General features: G+C 61.7%; 13 protein-coding genes and 1 tRNA gene. 9 read left to right on the forward strand and 5 right to left on the reverse strand.

Annotation, left to right across the window (positions count from 1 at the left end):
- Window positions 1-234: 234 nt before the first annotated feature.
- From QYC26_RS16300 to QYC26_RS16315, 4 genes are all read left to right on the forward strand, one after another.
- Entirely contained in the window at window positions 235-1641 is a 1407-nt protein-coding gene (locus QYC26_RS16300; RefSeq protein WP_317513273.1) for a L,D-transpeptidase family protein, read from the forward strand.
- A gap of 5 nt (window positions 1642-1646) precedes the next feature.
- Window positions 1647-1964 carry a hypothetical protein gene (locus QYC26_RS16305; RefSeq protein ID WP_317513274.1) on the forward strand — a complete coding sequence of 106 codons (318 nt, stop codon included), beginning with the start codon at window positions 1647-1649 and terminating at the stop codon, window positions 1962-1964.
- Between the two features lie 43 nt (window positions 1965-2007).
- The gene (locus tag QYC26_RS16310) at window positions 2008-2634 is read left to right on the forward strand and encodes a murein L,D-transpeptidase catalytic domain family protein (RefSeq protein WP_317513275.1); all 627 of its coding nucleotides are present in this window, start codon (window positions 2008-2010) and stop codon (window positions 2632-2634) included.
- 119 nt (window positions 2635-2753) lie between these two features.
- On the forward strand, window positions 2754-3554 hold the full coding sequence (locus QYC26_RS16315; RefSeq protein WP_317513276.1) for a crotonase/enoyl-CoA hydratase family protein: 801 nt from the start codon (window positions 2754-2756) through the stop codon (window positions 3552-3554).
- Between the two features lie 6 nt (window positions 3555-3560).
- On the opposite strand, the gene QYC26_RS16320 is transcribed toward QYC26_RS16315, so the two are convergent.
- Window positions 3561-3839, reverse strand: a complete 279-nt coding sequence (locus QYC26_RS16320; protein WP_317513277.1) for a hypothetical protein — start codon at window positions 3837-3839, stop codon at window positions 3561-3563.
- 119 nt (window positions 3840-3958) lie between these two features.
- Window positions 3959-4033: transfer RNA gene (locus QYC26_RS16325), tRNA-Glu, on the reverse strand.
- Window positions 4034-4214: 181 nt separating this feature from the next.
- Here QYC26_RS16325 and QYC26_RS16330 point away from each other — a divergent pair.
- Window positions 4215-6533: an EAL domain-containing protein gene (locus tag QYC26_RS16330; protein ID WP_317513278.1), complete on the forward strand. Its 2319-nt coding sequence runs from the start codon at window positions 4215-4217 to the stop codon at window positions 6531-6533.
- A gap of 350 nt (window positions 6534-6883) precedes the next feature.
- Here the strand turns inward: QYC26_RS16330 and QYC26_RS16335 are convergent, their stop codons facing one another.
- Both QYC26_RS16335 and QYC26_RS16340 read right to left on the reverse strand, forming a co-directional pair.
- Entirely contained in the window at window positions 6884-8257 is a 1374-nt protein-coding gene (locus QYC26_RS16335; protein ID WP_317513279.1) for a class II 3-deoxy-7-phosphoheptulonate synthase, read from the reverse strand.
- 106 nt (window positions 8258-8363) lie between these two features.
- Window positions 8364-9257, reverse strand: coding sequence for a tetratricopeptide repeat protein (locus tag QYC26_RS16340; RefSeq protein ID WP_317513280.1), 894 nt, complete (start codon window positions 9255-9257; stop codon window positions 8364-8366).
- Between the two features lie 208 nt (window positions 9258-9465).
- On the opposite strand from QYC26_RS16340, the gene QYC26_RS16345 reads away from it, so the two are divergent.
- The 4 genes from QYC26_RS16345 to QYC26_RS16360 are packed head-to-tail and all read left to right on the forward strand — an operon-like array spanning window position 9466 to window position 15497.
- Entirely contained in the window at window positions 9466-11916 is a 2451-nt protein-coding gene (locus QYC26_RS16345) for a cyclic nucleotide-binding domain-containing protein (protein ID WP_317513281.1), read from the forward strand.
- On the forward strand, window positions 11916-12791 hold the full coding sequence (locus tag QYC26_RS16350) for a hypothetical protein (RefSeq protein ID WP_317513282.1): 876 nt from the start codon (window positions 11916-11918) through the stop codon (window positions 12789-12791). The genes QYC26_RS16345 and QYC26_RS16350 overlap by 1 nt, the downstream gene beginning before the upstream one ends.
- Before the next feature lie 7 nt (window positions 12792-12798).
- A complete protein-coding gene (locus QYC26_RS16355; protein ID WP_317513283.1) occupies window positions 12799-14643 on the forward strand; it encodes a cytochrome c3 family protein in 1845 nt (614 codons plus the stop codon).
- Between the two features lie 5 nt (window positions 14644-14648).
- A complete protein-coding gene (locus QYC26_RS16360) occupies window positions 14649-15497 on the forward strand; it encodes a phosphodiesterase (RefSeq protein WP_317513284.1) in 849 nt (282 codons plus the stop codon).
- Window positions 15498-15530: 33 nt separating this feature from the next.
- On the opposite strand, the gene QYC26_RS16365 is transcribed toward QYC26_RS16360, so the two are convergent.
- The gene (locus QYC26_RS16365) at window positions 15531-15656 is read right to left on the reverse strand and encodes an entericidin EcnA/B family protein (RefSeq protein ID WP_317513285.1); all 126 of its coding nucleotides are present in this window, start codon (window positions 15654-15656) and stop codon (window positions 15531-15533) included.
- Window positions 15657-15731: the final 75 nt, after the last annotated feature.

Raw genomic sequence — 15731 nt, forward strand, 5'->3', positions numbered from 1 at the left:
TATCATCCGAGCTATTATGTGCGCAATCCCATTATCATGGCGAATACGCATCGGGAGGATGGTTGGATATTCAGTGTGTTCCTGCGAAATGGTTCCCGCATCATCGCCGGAAAAATTTGCCGCTTCGGCCATATCCCGATGCAAATCGCCATTTTAACCCGGATCGAGATGCGCTATCCGCAATGCATGCGTAATCCGATGTCGTTCCGACCCGTTCAATTGGCAATCGCTCCGATGCTGGCCGTTTCCGCGCCGCTATTCGCGCAGGCACTGCCTCCCGCATCGCCCGCCACGGGTGTGAAGCCGCCCGAAAATATCCTTCCCGTTGCACCGCCACAGGTCGCGCCGCAGCCGGTTCCGTTGCCGCAACTCAGCCAGCCGCAGGAACAGTTCCTGCGCGACTGGCTTGCCCAGGGCGCAACGCAGGGGCTTTCGATTGCGCGCACCTCACCCGTGTCGCTGACGGGCGATGCGCTCGTCCGCACCGCGCTTGATCGTGCGCGCGCACTTCATGTCGGCCGCGTGGATCCGTCCGACTTTCTCGAGGTTTGGGCGCTGCGCCCGGCGGCCTATGATCCCTTGCCCGCCTTTGCCGATGCGGTTTCGGCGGATCGGCTGAGCCAGTGGGCCAATGATCTGACGCCGCCCTATGCGGGGTATGAGGGGCTCAAAAAGGGGCTCTTCACCTATGAATCGATCCGCGATCAGGGGGGGTGGCCCAAGCTTGTCGCCGCGTCCGACGCCGCAACCGTACGGGCGCGCCTCGCGATCGAGGATCCGGCGGTAACCTCGAACGAAAAGCTGGTCAATGCGCTCCAGCGTGCGCAGAGGCGCTATGGGCTCAACCCCACCGGCCAACTCGATGCCCGGACGCTGGCGGCGCTCAACGTGCCGGTCGAAGATCGCATCAAGGCGATCATGGCGAACATGGAACGGTGGCGCTGGCTGCCGCGCGAATTGCCGGTCAACCGCGTCCAGGTGAATATCGCCGCTGCGGTGCTTACGGTGTTCGAGGGGGATAATCCGGTGTCGTCGATGCGCGCCGTCACGGGCAGCCCCGGCAACGAAACACCGATGCTCGTCTCGAACATCCACTCGATCGTGGTCAACCCGCCGTGGAACGTGCCGCAGTCGATCGCGAAGAAGGAATTGTGGCCGAAGGGGCGCGCAACGCTGCTGCGCGAAGGGTACAAGATCGTCGGCACGCCCGAGACCGGTCAGCGCATCGTTCAGCCCGCCGGGCCGAACAGCGCACTTGGGCGCCTGAAGTTCGATTTTAACAATCCCTTCGCGGTCTATCTTCATGATACCCCGGCGCGCGCGAAATTCTCGAGCTATGATCGGCTTGCCAGCCATGGCTGCGTCCGGCTTGAAAAGCCCATTCCGCTCGCGGAACTGATGATGCGCGACGATCCCGCATTTGCAGGACGCATCCAGGAAGTGATCGATGCCGGCAAGACGCGGCGCGTGCAGCTTCCCAAGGAAGTCGCCGTCTATCTGCTCTACTGGACGGCGTTCGCCAGCTCCAACGGAACGATGAATTTCCGCGCCGATCCCTATAATTGGGACAAGCTTCTCGCCTCGAAGATTGAGGATTCAAGCCGTCGTGCGGCCACCACCGCCATTGCATCCAAGGAATGACGAATATGCGTAAGATCGCCTTTGCGGCCATTGCCGGCACGCTTGTCCTCAGCGCCTGCAACAGCAAGCCCGAAGAAGCGCCGGTTGAAAACGAAACGCTGAACATCACCGTCGACGAACCTGTGGTCAATGAAGTCGTCAACATCGTCGAGCCGGAAAAGCCCGTCGTGAACGAAACGCCGCCGGCCGCTCCGCCGCCAGAGGTTTCGGAGGAAGAGCAGATGCTTGACGATGCCGATGCCACCGGTCTCACCTCACGTCTTCCGCGGTCGGATGATGCGGGGGCAGGGTCGACTGAAAACGAAACGCGCCCGGCCGAATAAGTGCCCCGTTGGAGGCACGGCTAGGCAATGATATAAAAATATCATGGATCGCAGGACTTTTTCGAAATTCGCACTGACCGGGATGGGCCTTGCCTGCCTGCCCGGTCCGGTTGCCCGCGCCAGCATCGGTGGTGCCGGCATGTCCTTTTCGGGGCAGGGCAAACCTTATGAAAGGTTGCTGGAACGCGCAAAGGCCGCGCTCGCGCAGCATGCTCGCTCGATCCCGCTTCACGATCGGGTCGCGCTTGCCGATTTCAATGCCGCCTCCAACGAACATCGCTTCCATATCGTCGATCTGGTAAGCGGGCGAGCAATGTCCTGCCTCGTGGCGCATGGCCGCGGGTCCGATCCCGGCCATTCGGGTTGGCTGCACCGTTTCTCGAACGAGCCGGGCTCGCTGGCCACCTCCAGCGGCGCGTATCGGACCGCTGAGATTTACCATGGCATGCACGGGGCCGCGATGCGCCTCAATGGTCTGGATCCGCAAAATTACAATGCGGAAAGCCGTGCCATCGTCGTACATGGTGCCGATTATGTCAGCGAAAACCATATCGCGACCTGGGGCAAGCTCGGGCGCAGCGAAGGCTGTTTCGCGGTTGCGCGGCACATTCTTCCGGAAGTGCTCGGCATGCTCGGGCCCGGGCGCTTGATCTACGCCGACAAGGTCTGATCGGCGTCGGCCTTCTGATACCTCTTCTGTATCGATGGCGCCGAAATCAATATTTGCGTGGTTAGTGCTGTCGACCTAGCAAAGGGCTCTTACAAGTCTTTTGAAACGGGAGAGCAGCGTTGGAACCCTTTCTGATTGTCGAGCGTGACGGACCGGTCGTAACGGCAACGCTCAACCGTCCGGACCAGCGCAACGCGATTTCCACGCAGGACGATGTTCTCGCGGTCGAGCGTTTCTGCGCCCATGTTGCGGCCGACATGTCGGTTCGCGCGGTCGTGCTCACCGGGGCCGGTTCGGCGTTCTGCGCGGGCGGCAACGTCAAGGACATGCATGGCCGCACGGGCATGTTCGCCGGCTCGCCCTATGCGCTGCGCAATGCCTATCGCGCCGGCATCCAGCGGATCCCGATGGCGCTTTACGAACTCGAGGTGCCCGTCGTGGCAGCCGTCAACGGCCCGGCCATCGGTGCCGGGCTCGATCTGGCCTGCATGTGCGATATCCGCATCGCCAGCGACAAGGCGAAGTTTGCTGAAAGCTTCGTCAAGCTCGGCATCGTCCCGGGCGATGGCGGAGCATGGCTTCTCCCGCGCGTGATCGGCATGGCACGCGCCAGCCTGATGACGCTTACCGGCGACATGATCGATGCCGCCAAGGCGCTTGAATATGGTCTGCTCAGCGAAGTCGTGTCGTCAGACGATCTGCTCTCATCCGCTCAGGCCATCGCGCAGCGCATCGCGGCCAATCCCGGTCATGGAACGCGGCTTGCCAAACGCTTGCTCCGCGAAGGGCAGGATATGAAGCTTGCACCGCTGCTCGAACTTTCCGCCGCCTATCAGGCGCTTGCCCACCATACCGAAGATCATCACGAAGCTGTCTCGGCGATGCTGGAAAAACGTCCGGCGGCACTTCAGGATCGCTGATCGGCGCTATTCGCGCCTTTGCACGGCAATGAACCTGGCCCAGCGCGCGGAGATTTCGACCCGTTCGAAGATCCGCGCGCCATGGCTATGGAGTGCTGCCCCAAGGCAAAGGCCGATAAATCCCAGCGCGGCGAGCAAGATTTCGGCGATATTCGCGTCATGCTCCGGCGGAACATGAACGGCGTTATAGAGCAGCTTCATCGCCAGTGCGCCCGCCAATAGCAGCATCAGGCCAGCCAGCCTCAGCCAGAGATCCTGCCTCGTAAACCCCTTATGCTCTTGCATGCCGCCCTCCATTGTGGCGGCGAGATACCTAAAGATCAGAGCATAGGGTTTCGAGCGGAGGAAACCGCACCGCCCATAGTATTCTCATAAATACAGCCCTGAAGGCGCGGTGCCGGCGTTGGTGACCCCTACGGGAATCGAACCCGTGTTTCAGCCGTGAGAGGGCCGCGTCCTGACCGCTAGACGAAGGGGCCGCGTTGGAGTGCAACGCAGCGCGTTTCACCTCATCTACGATCGGTGGCGGCGTGGCGTCAAGTGTGCCGGGAAGCGTATCGGGGCGGCTTTTCTCTCGTTCCGGTGGCGATACAAGCCGGGATCATCTTTGCACTTTGGTAATAATCACTGGGCTATGGCGGCAATCAGAGGGTCTTTTGGATGCGATGGTTGCTGAATAATCGCAGCGGAAAACGGTGGCTGGGCCAGCACAAGCTGCTTGCCTGGCTGGTTTTCGTTTCGCTGATTTTCGGCATTATCGAATTCGGCGCGCCGCTTGATCTCGTTTTGCGCACGATGCGCGACAAGATGCGCTCCCAACCCGTGAGCGGTGAGGTCGTCGTCGTCGGTATCGACTACAAGGCGATGGGCGAAATAGGCTCCTGGCCCTGGAAGCGCGACAAACTAGCGGTTCTCACCGATCGGCTGTTCGAAGCGGGTGCGCAGCGGGTGTTCTTTGAGCTGTATCTGGAGCCGCTTGACGCCAAGGGTGACCAAATTCTTGCAGATACGTTCAAGCGCTATCCTGATCGCGTGTTCGTGGCGAGTTCGATGGATTTTTCTGCCAACGTATCCGGATCGCGGGCCATCCTGCCGATGCCGCAAATTGCAGACAAGGTCGAAGCAGTAAGCGTGATGCGCTGGGTGACGCACTGGAATGGCGTTACGGATCTTCCTTACAAGAAGATGATCGGTGGTGCCCCGAGGCGCTCGATGGAAGCTGCCATTTCCGGCGTTGAAGGGGCAGTCGATGAACAATTCCCCATTGATTATGCCTATCTCGCAAACAGCATCCCTTATGTCGCTGCAGGCGATATTTTACGGGGGCCGCTTAAGCCCGGCACGTTGACAGGCAAGTCGGTCATTGTCGGTATGAATCTGGGGGGGCTGGAAGGGGCCCTGATGGTTCCGGGTCAGGGACGATATGCCAGCGTTTTTGTATCCGCTATCGGGGCGGAAACGTTAAAGGCTGGAAAACCGATAGACCTGGGGTGGTTTCCCTTATGGCTCCTGACCTGCGGACTTGTCCTCTTTCTCTTGTCCCGGAAAAGCATTGGTCCTTCGGTCATCACTGGGTCCGTCTCGTTGGGCTTAGTGATCGTCGGTCCGGTTTTTCTTGAAGAGCAGAATATCTTCATGGATATCTCGCCCGCGCTCTTCCTGCTGCTTTTTGCGATCGTAGCGAGTGTCTGGCAGTGGATCGGAAGGCGTAACCGCGATCAGGGCTCGACCAATCCGATTTCCGGGCTTCGCACCGTCAACGCCTTTCTGCGCGATGAGCGGTTCAATCCCCATATCCTTGTGGCCGTGCGTCTCCGTCGTTTCGCCGAGATCATCAGCACTTTGCCATCGGATGGCGAGCGTGAGTTTCTTCGGCAGGTTGTGGCGCGTCTCTCAATGGGGGCGGGGGATGCCGAGATGCTGCACGGAGATGATGGCAATTTCTTCTGGTTGCTGCCGACCGAAGAGCTTCCATCGGTTGTCGATCGGTTCAAGGCGCTTCAGCTGATTTTCCGAACGCCGATTGGCGTCGGAGATCGCCGTTTCGATGCCGATGTCGCCTTTGGCGTCGACCGGGAAACGCATATTCCGCCATCGACGCGGCTCGCGAGTGCTCTGGCCGCAGCGCATGCTGCGGCTGACGAAGGGGTGTGCTGGAAGGTGCATGACCCTGCGTCCAGTGGTGAAAAGGAATGGACGCTTTCGCTGCTCGGCGAACTCGAAGAGGCGATCGACGCGGGCGATGTCTGGGTCGCCTATCAGCCGAAAATGGAATTGGCCACGGGCAAGATCATCGGTGCCGAAGCGCTTGTCCGTTGGACCCATACCAAGCGCGGCCCGATCGACCCGGGTGAGTTCATTGCCATGGCGGAGCGCTATGGCCGCATTGATCGGTTGACCTCTTTTGTCCTGAATGATGCTGCGCAGACGGTCACCTCGGCGCTGTTGCGGGATCCGAATTTTAAGGTTTCGGTTAATATTTCCACCCGTCTCCTCGTCGACCGGGGCGTGGTCGAGATGGTCCGGGCATCGCTCGAGCGATATAATCTTTCGGCGTCCTGCCTGATCCTGGAGATCACCGAAACCGCTGCGATGAGCGAGGGGGACGGCGCTTTCGAAGTGCTCGACGAATTGCGCAGCCTTGGCGTGGGCCTGTCGATTGATGATTACGGTACCGGCATGTCGACGCTCGATTATATTCGACGGATACCCGCTAAGGAATTGAAAATAGACCGCTGCTTTACTGCGGCGCTTCTCGTCAGCGCCGAGGATCAGGCGGTCATGCGCTCGACGATCGAGCTTGCCCACATGCTTGGCATGCGAGTCGTTGCGGAAGGAATCGAGACCGACGAATCACTCAGATTGCTTCGAACCATGGGGTGCGAGATCGGACAAGGCTATCATATCGGACGGCCAATGCCTTGGATTCGCTTGTGTAATGAGATCTGGCCGCCCCTCCAACTCGTGGCAGATGGTTAACACTTGTAAACCATTTCCATTTACCATATTTAGTCTCCCAGATCGCGTGGGCGGTCCATGCTCATTCTTGGGGGCTCAATATGAAGAACCTTTCTCGAAATCGTCGTCTTCCCGTCGCAGCATCGCGTCAGCAGCAGCCTGCTCGTGGCTTCTGGGATTGGCTGATGGGTGGCGGCTGGGTCGGCGCACAGCGCTAATCCCGGTATAGTTTGAGTTTCAGGAAAAGCCCCGTTCAGGGGCTTTTCTTTTATCAGCTGAATGCAGCCGTTGCTGATTTGCGATCATCAATAAAAAAGCGCCCGAAACCATAAGGTTTCAGGCGCTTTCTTATTAAAGCGGAAGAGGGGCGATCAGGCCGCGGCTTTGCGACGCTCCGCCAGTTCCTGATTGAGCATTTCAGCGAGCAGGAACGCCAGTTCCAGCGACTGGCTGGCGTTGAGGCGCGGGTCGCAATGCGTGTGATAGCGATCGGCCAGCGACTGCTCGGTGACGTCGACCGCGCCGCCCGTGCATTCGGTGACGTTCTGCCCGGTCATTTCCGCATGGATACCGCCGGCAAAGCTACCTTCGGCGCGGTGGACAGCGAAGAAGCCGCGCACTTCAGCCAGAATGCGGTCGAACGGACGCGTCTTGTAGCCATTCTGCGCCTTGATCACGTTGCCGTGCATCGGGTCGCAGCTCCACACCACAGGATGGCCTTCGCGCATCACCGCGCGCACCAGCTTGGGCAGCCCGGCTTCGATCTTGTCGTGCCCGTACCGCGTGATCAGCGTGATGCGTCCGGCTTCGCGGCCGGGGTTCAGCGTGTCGAGCAGACGAAGCAGCGCGTCGGGCTCAAGGCTCGGGCCGCACTTCATGCCGATCGGGTTGCCGATACCGCGCAGGAACTCGACATGCGCCGAGCCCTCGAAACGCGTGCGATCGCCGATCCACAGCATGTGCGCGCTGGTGTCGTACCAGTCACCGGTCAGCGAATCCTGCCGCGTCAGCGCCTGCTCATATTGCAGCAGCAATGCTTCGTGGCTGGTGTAGAAATTGGTGCCCGAAAGCTGAGGTACGGTTTCGGGGTCGATCCCGCACGCCGCCATGAAGTCGAGCGCTTCGCCGATCCGGTCCGCGGTTTCCTTATACTTCTTGGCCCAGGGGCTGCGGCCCATGAAATCATGGGTCCAGCGGTGCACCTGGTGCAGATTGGCATAACCGCCCTGCGCAAAGGCGCGCAGCAGGTTGAGCGTGGCCGCCGCCTGGCTGTACGCGCGCACCATGCGCTGCGGATTCGGGATGCGGCCCGTTTCCTCGAACGCGATATCGTTGATGATATCGCCGCGATAGCTGGGGAGCGATACGCCGCCGATATCTTCCATATCCGCCGAGCGCGGCTTGGCGAACTGGCCCGCCATGCGGCCGACCTTAACCACCGGCAGCTTCGAGGCATAGGTGAGCACCACGGCCATCTGGAGGATGACGCGGAAGGTGTCGCGAATGTTGTTCGGATGGAACTCGGCAAAGCTTTCCGCGCAATCGCCGCCCTGAAGCAGAAAGGCCTTGCCCTCCGCCACGCGGCCGAGGTCGGCCTTCAGGTTGCGGGCTTCGCCGGCAAAGACGAGCGGCGGATAGGAGCCAAGCTCCTTGGTCGCGGCTTCGAGTGCGGCGCCGTCCGGATAGTTCGGAAGCTGCCGTGCTTCATGGTTCGTCCAGCTGTCGGGGGCCCATTTGGCGGCCATTTTTGTTCGTCCAATATGTGTTGAAGGCAAGTTTCCTTGCGGAAAACTGGCCGGAAAAGCAATGCCAAATGGCTTTGCTGCTGGATAGCGGTCCTTTTCGCGGGGCTCAGAGCCCGAGTTCACGGGCCGCCTGATCGAAACGTGCGAGTTGCGCCGAGTCCCCGGTAAAGGCGGCGCGGGCGGAGGTGAGCGCCGCGCGCGCTTGATCGCGTTCACCCAATACCATGCGGCTGCGCATCAGGCGAATCCAGCCATCGGCATCCTTGGGGTTGCGCGCCAGTCGCTCGGCCAGCCCGTCGACCATGCCACGCACCATCTGCTGCTGCTCGCTTGGCGGCAGCTTGGCGGCGGCGGCCATGTCGTCGCGCGAGGGGCCGGGAATGGCGGCCGTGGCGACCGATCCGGCCGCGGGTGCCATCGGCGCGGCGGGCGTTGCTGCAGCCAGACGGGCACTCACGTCGATCTTGTCGCGGGCACCGACCTGTTCGATCGTCCGGCGCAGATCCGCTTCCCAGGGCGCGCCGGCGGGCGTGTCCTTCAAAAGTGCAAACCAGTCTTCAAGCGCGTCCTTCGTTTTTCCGGACAAGTCCTTGTGAACGCCGATGAAATAGCGCGCACGCGGATCCTTTGGATCGACCGCCAGCGCCTTCTCAAATGCCGTCAATGCATCGACGGGCACCGAGCTGCCGTCGCTCGCTAGCACCAGTGCTTCGCCAAGCGCCGAGGAGAATTCGGCATTATTGGGGCTCAATGCCACGGCCTTGCGATAGGCGGTGGCTGCCTCGGCATAGCGGCCCGTTTCGAAAAACGCCCAGCCCAGCATCTGCCAGCCTTCGACATCGTCGGGGTTTTTCTTCAGCTTGGCTTCAAGCTCGGCAATTGCGGCCTCGGGAGAGGGCGCGGCGGTAGTGGCGGCCGTGTCTTTCGCGCTCGAATCGCCGGATCCGGTGCTACGGAAAATCGCAACGGCAATGGCGATGGCGGCGATGATCGCAGCCAAAATCAACGCTATGCGCCCGATTTGCAGCGCACTGCGATCAGAATTTTCCTTTGCCGCCATGATTTTAACCCCATGTTATCAGCGATAATGCAGGCAGCGTCTCTAGCGCGTAACGATCATTTTGTTAAAGTGGCCGTGGGGTCGCACCGAATTTTTACATAAAAGACCGGGACATGGCGTCCGTTTACGGTCGAGGATAGGGCTGTTCGTGGGGGAAAAATTTCGGATTGCGATCGTCGGTTCCGGGCCGGCGGGATTAAGTGCCGCCGCGCGCGCCGCGGCGCTCGGGTTATCGCATGTGTTGCTCGAAAAGACGGACCATCTGTCCGACACGATCTTCAAATATCAAAAGGGCAAGCACGTCATGGCGACGCCGAGCCAGCTGGTGCTGCGCTCGGATGTCGATTTCGAAGCGGGCAAGCGCGAAAAGATACTCGGTGTCTGGAACGAGCAGGCGGCCGGCGCCGGCATCAACGTGCGTTATCATGCCGATGTGGCGGCCATCACGGGTGAGAAGGACGATTTCACGCTGAGTCTTGCGGGCGGCGACAGCATCACGGCTGAATTCGTGATCCTCGCCATCGGCACACAGGGAAACCCCAATTTGCTGCGCTGCGCCGGGGGGGATTTGCCCCATATCCAGTATCAGCTCGACGATCCGGGCGCCTATATCGATGAGCATATTACCGTCATCGGTTCGGGCGATGCGGGGATCGAGAACGCGCTTGGGCTGGCCGCGGACCCCGAACAGCGCAACATCGTCACCATCCTCAATCGCGGCGCCGATTTCGCGCGTGCCAAGGGCGCCAATGTAAAGCTTCTGATGCAGGCGCGCGATGAAGGCCGCGTCCATGTCCGCACCGAAACCTCGCCCGCACGCGTCGAACAGGGCTGGCTGGTGCTCGACACCCGCGATGGCGAGGAGCGCATCCGCTGCGATCGGGTAATCGCGCGCATGGGCTCGGCGGCGCCCCGCAAGTTCGTCGAAGGCTGCGGCGTCGTCTTCACCAGCGAGGATCGCGAGGCCTTTCCCCAGCTCTCGCCCGTGTTCGAGGCGACAAAGCCCGGCATCTTCGTGATCGGTGCGCTCGCGGGCTATCCGCTGATCAAGCACTGCATGAATCAGGGCTATGACGTCGTCGAGTTCATCAACGGCAATACGGATCTGAAGCCCGCCGACGAGCCGATCCTCGAAGAGCGTTTCGCTGGCCTGCCCGGCGGTCGCAGCGTTGCCGAGTGGCTCGAATTCCTGCGCGCCAATATCGCGATCCTGAACGACCTTTCACCGCTTCAGATGCGCGAATTCATGCTCGATTCCGAGGTGCGGGCCTACCGCGCCGGAGAAATCGTCTTCTCGCGCAACGAACCCGGATCGTCGCTCTTCGCCATCGCCGATGGCGGCGTGCTGGTGGAGGTGAACAAGGACGATCCCTCGATCACCGTCCCGATCGCCAGGGGATCGATCTTCGGCGAAGTCGGCCTCATCTCGGGCCGCCGCCGTGGGGCGACGATCCGTGCCGCCGAACCTTCGATCCTTGTCGAGATTTCGCGCACCGCCGCGCTCAAGCTGATGGCCTCGGTGCCCGCCGCAAGGCGCGCCGTTACCCGCATTTCGATCGAGCGGCAGCTGCTCCAGATGTTCGGTTCGGGGCTGGTGGCAGGCGATGTCCAGCATCTGCTCGATACCGCCGAGGTAAAGCAGATACGCGCCGGTCAGGCGATCATCACCGAAGGCGAAGAGGGAGAGGATATCTTCGTCATCCGCTCGGGCTCGGTGGTCGTCGAAAAGACGGTCGGTGGAAAGCCGGTCTTTCTCTCCTATCTCCCCGCCGGCTCCTATGTCGGCGAAATGGCGCTCATCGCGGGTGGCCGCCGCACCGCAACCGTGCGCGCAGCGGTCAAGTCGGAGGTGATCCGCCTCGATGGCACCGCCTTCCGCACGGTGATGGAGGCAAAGCCCGCGCTCCTTGAAAAGGCGCGGCGCGACATGGCCTCGCGGCAGGATCTGAACGCCTTTATCGAGGCGAAGAAGGACAGCTTCTCCGGTGTCGTCGACATGTATTCGAGCGTCGCCAACTTCCTAGTCGAACAGGGGATTGGCGAGGCGACCGACGTTCTCCTCATCGACGAAAATCTCTGTGTCGGCTGCGACAATTGCGAAAAGGCCTGTGCCGACAGCCATGAAGGCCTGTCGCGGCTCGATCGCGAGGCGGGGCGCACCTATGCGCATCTCCACGTGCCCACATCGTGCCGGCACTGCGAACATCCGCATTGCATGGCCGATTGCCCGCCCAACGCGATCCACCGTGGTCCCGATGGTGAGGTGTTCATCGACGATAGCTGCATCGGCTGCGGCAATTGCCAGCGCAACTGCCCTTATGGCGTGATCCGCATGGATGCCGTGCCGCCCAAAAAGCCGGGACTCTTGTCGTGGCTGCTCTTCGGACGCGGGCCGGGGCCGGGGGAGCCGTCGAAGAAATGGTCCTACGCGCATAGCGATCCGGCTGTCGAAAAGCCCAAAAAGGCGATCAAGTGCGACATGTGCGCTGGGCTCGAAGGTGGCCCCGCTTGTGTGCGCGCCTGTCCCACGGGGGCTGCCATCCGCGTCGCGCCCGAAGATTTTCTCAGCGTCTCCCGCCTGCAGCAGGGGGCCGCGTGATGGCCACGCGCATCGGAACCCCCGGCCGGGTAAAGGGCGACGTGCTGCACGACGGTTTCCTGCGGCACCGCAATTTCCGCTGGGCCAAGATCGCCACCATCCTCTCGGTAGTGCTGATCGCGGCCTATATGCTCATCGATGTGACACCGCGGCACAATGGCGGCAGCTGGTATGGCTATATCCTCGGCACGCTCGGCGCGCTCCAGATCCTCTGGCTGACCGCGCTCGGCGTGCGCAAGCGGGCGATGACGCGCGGGCGCTGGTCGCTCAAGGCATGGACTTCGGCGCATGTCTATCTCGGCCTCAGCCTGATCGTCGTCGGCACACTCCACACCGGCTTCCAGTTCGGCTGGAACGTCCACACGCTCGCCTATGGGCTGATGATGCTCGTCATCCTGTCGGGGCTGTTCGGCATGGTCGCCTATGCGACCATTCCCGTGGCGCTCAGCAGCAACCGCGAGGAAATGACCCAGCCCCAGATGATCGAGGCGCTGCGCGCGATCGATCGTCAGTTGCACGACGCCGCCCAGCCGCTCGATCAGGCGATGGCTGGTGCCGTGCGCCAGTCGCTGGATCAGGATCCGTTCGGCGGTGGGCTCATCCGGCGTCTTTCGGGCCGCTATCCCGATTGCGCGACGCGCGCGGCGCAGGTGGCTGTGCGCAAGGAAACCGCCTATCGCCCGCGCATTGGCGATGATCCGCTGGAAAAGGTGGATGCGCTACTGGTGCGCAAGGAAGCGATCTTGGCCCGGCTGCGCCGCCATCTTCAGCTCAAGGCGATGCTGGAAATCTGGCTCTACATCCATGTGCCCATAACCTTCGCGTTCATTGCGGCGCTGTCGGCGCACATCTTCTCTGTCTTCTTCTATTGGTGATACGGCCGTGAGCTTTCTGATCAGGCAGATTTCGCGAACGGCGGACGGGCGTGAAATCGTCCGCGACAATCGCGTTGAAACCAGCACGCTTTCCGTCGGCCGCGATGCCGCGAGCGACATCCATCTCGCCGATCTCGGCGTAGCGCTGCGCCATGCGCAGATTACACGGATCGATGGTCGTCATATCGCGCTCCGTCCGCTGGATGGCGCACGCGTCGATATCGATGGCCAGCAAAGCGCCGGCGCCGAAATTGACGCCGCGCGCGGTGCAGAGCTGCGCTTCGGCAGCCACCGTGCCACGGTCTCGCTCGAGGATGGCACCGTCATCCTCGCGATCGAGCGTATCGAGGCCTTGTCCGATGCGTCCGAATATAAGGACGAACAAAAGGTCTTCTCGCTCGCGGGCATCCTGCCCGGCAAGCGGATCGGGGCCTGGAGCTTTATCGGCCTGGTGCTTGCCTGCTTCCTCGTCTTTCCGCTGTGGAGCTGGGCGACGTACAAGGATGTGAAGACCCGTCCGCCGGGCTTCCACGCCGATCAGACCTGGTCCAGCGGCAAATTGTCGCTCGCCCACAAGTCGCTCGAAAATAACTGTCAGGCCTGTCATACCGAAGCGTTTGTCGCGGTGCGCGACAATGCCTGCGCCACCTGCCACACCGATGTCCATGATCATGCCGATCCCAAGCGGCTTGCCGGTTCCAAGGCCGCGCCGGGGCTAGGGGGGCAGGTCAAGCTTGCCTTTGCCGGTGCCTTCAACATTCCCCAGGGGCGCTGTGTCGAATGCCATACCGAGCATGAAGGCGCCGGGAAGATGCCGCCTCCGGCGCAGCAATTCTGCGCCGATTGCCACGGTGATCTCAGCAAGCGGCTGACCGATACCAAGCTGCTCGACGCCGGCGATTTCGGCACCGCGCATCCGCAGTTTCGGCCCGCCGTGATCGTCCAGCCCAATGGGACCACCCCGGCGCTCCGCCGTATTTCCTTCGATCGCAAGCCGACCGAGGATAACGGTCTCAAATTCCCGCACGATCTCCACCTGTCGCGCACCGGCGGCGTTGCCCGCATGGCGCAGACGATGAAGGCGGAGCAGGGCTTTGGCGATGCGCTGGCGTGCAAGGACTGTCATAAGCCCGATGCCACCGGAACACGCTTTACCCCGGTCGAAATGGAACGCGATTGCGCCATGTGCCACAGCCTGTCGTTCGACAAGGTCGGCGGCACCGTTCGTACGCTGCGTCATGGCCAGCCCGAACAGGTGATCGCCGATCTGCGCGCTTTCTATCGTGGCACCACGCCCGTCCGCCCGGCCAATCTGGGCGGCATGGCGCGCCGGCGCCCCGGTCTCTATGCCGAGGGGCAGGTCTACCACGCCTATTTTAACGCGGCTGCGGCGCGCGGCGGGCAGGCGGATGCCGCCATCCACGCCGTCTTTTCCGAAGGCGGCGCTTGTTATGATTGCCACACGGTCAGCAAGACGGGCCCCTCCGTCGCAGACATCCGCGTGCATCCGGTCAGCCAGAACAGCCGCTATTTCCAGAAGGGCTGGTTCGATCACAACGCCCACAAGACGGAAAGCTGCGAAAGCTGCCACGCCGCGCCGAAATCGAAGGCGGCGACCGATCTGCTGATCCCCGATCTCAACAGCTGCCGCACCTGCCATGTCGGCGAACAGGGCGGAACGCTGGTGAAGGTCGAAAAGCCCGTGCCGTCCGGCTGTGCGATGTGTCACAGCTATCACATGGGCGATGGCTTAAACTGGAGCGTACGTCAGCGGGTCGCGTCGGGGAAGGGCGGAAACAATCCGGTCCTACCCGCCAATGCTGCTGCAAACGGCAATGGGCGGGGAGAATAGGGTATATGTTGATCGGCCAGATCACCGACATTCATCTGGGTTTCGAACCGGATAATCCGGGGGAGCTCAATCGCCAGCGGCTCGATGCCGTGCTGGCGCATATGGCGGGGATCAGTACGCGGCCCGATATTCTTCTCGCCACCGGCGATCTTGTCGATCGGGGCGACCGGGAAAGCTATGAACGCTTGCGTCAGGCCTTTTCGACCTGCCCGATCCCGGCATTGCCGTGCATGGGCAATCACGACGAACGCGCGCCCTTTCGCGCCGTCTTTCCCGAATTTGCGGGTGAGGGCGGGTTCATCCAATATCATGCCGATATCGGCGCGCTCCGCCTGATCATCGTCGATACGCTTGAGGAAGGCCGCCATGGCGGCGCCTTTTGCGATACGCGCGCGCGCTGGCTGTCGAATCGGCTGGGTGCGGAAAAGGATCGGCCGACGCTGATCGTCATGCATCATCCCCCCGTCGAACTCGGCATCGAATGGATGAACACCGATCCGCGCGAACCCTGGGTCGCGCGCTTTGCCGATGCGATTTCCGGGCACGCTCAAGTGCGCGGCATTATCTGCGGCCACGTCCACCGCCCGATCGTTTCCGCCTTTGAAGGCGTGCCGTTGGCCGTCTGCCCGTCCACCGCGCCGCAGGTCGCGCTCGATCTGGCCCCCATCGATCCCGAACGCCCCGATGGCCGCCCGATGATCGTTGCCGAGCCGCCCGCCTATGCGCTCCATTGGTGGAACGGCCAGGCACTGGTCAGCCATTTCGAAAAAGCCGAAAGCTATCCCGTTCTTGCCAGCTTTGATGAACGGATGCAGCCGCTGGTGCGCGGCATGGTGGGCGAACGCCCGGCCTGAAACGGAAAGGGGCCGCAGATGCGGCCCCGAACCTCAGTTGATTTCGTTTTCGACGGTCTCGCTGGCGGACTTTAGGTCATCGCCCGCGCCCGAAACCGTGTTGCAGGCCGCCACGGTAAAACTGCCGAGCAGCGCGAAAACCAGAACGATCCTTTTCATCGCGTCCTCCTTCATTGTCGAAAGAACAACGCCCAAAAGGGGTTAAGGCTCCGGTCGCGCGCCGATCCGGGGATT

Origin of the sequence: Sphingomonas sp. C3-2, assembly GCF_033025475.1 — a bacterium.
GTDB lineage: Bacteria > Pseudomonadota > Alphaproteobacteria > Sphingomonadales > Sphingomonadaceae > Sphingobium_A.

Excerpts from the sequence above, each read along its gene's own strand:
- QYC26_RS16300 (WP_317513273.1), top strand. The coding sequence starts at position 235 with ATGCTGGCCGTTTCCGCGCCGCTATTCGCGCAGGCACTGCCTCCCGCA.
- QYC26_RS16305 (WP_317513274.1), top strand. The coding sequence starts at position 1,647 with ATGCGTAAGATCGCCTTTGCGGCCATTGCCGGCACGCTTGTCCTCAGC.
- QYC26_RS16310 (WP_317513275.1), top strand. The coding sequence starts at position 2,008 with ATGGATCGCAGGACTTTTTCGAAATTCGCACTGACCGGGATGGGCCTT.
- QYC26_RS16320 (WP_317513277.1), bottom strand. The coding sequence starts at position 3,839 with ATGCAAGAGCATAAGGGGTTTACGAGGCAGGATCTCTGGCTGAGGCTG.
- QYC26_RS16330 (WP_317513278.1), top strand. The coding sequence starts at position 4,215 with ATGCGATGGTTGCTGAATAATCGCAGCGGAAAACGGTGGCTGGGCCAG.
- QYC26_RS16335 (WP_317513279.1), bottom strand. The coding sequence starts at position 8,257 with ATGGCCGCCAAATGGGCCCCCGACAGCTGGACGAACCATGAAGCACGG.
- QYC26_RS16350 (WP_317513282.1), top strand. The coding sequence starts at position 11,916 with ATGGCCACGCGCATCGGAACCCCCGGCCGGGTAAAGGGCGACGTGCTG.
- QYC26_RS16360 (WP_317513284.1), top strand. The coding sequence starts at position 14,649 with ATGTTGATCGGCCAGATCACCGACATTCATCTGGGTTTCGAACCGGAT.
- QYC26_RS16365 (WP_317513285.1), bottom strand. The coding sequence starts at position 15,656 with ATGAAAAGGATCGTTCTGGTTTTCGCGCTGCTCGGCAGTTTTACCGTG.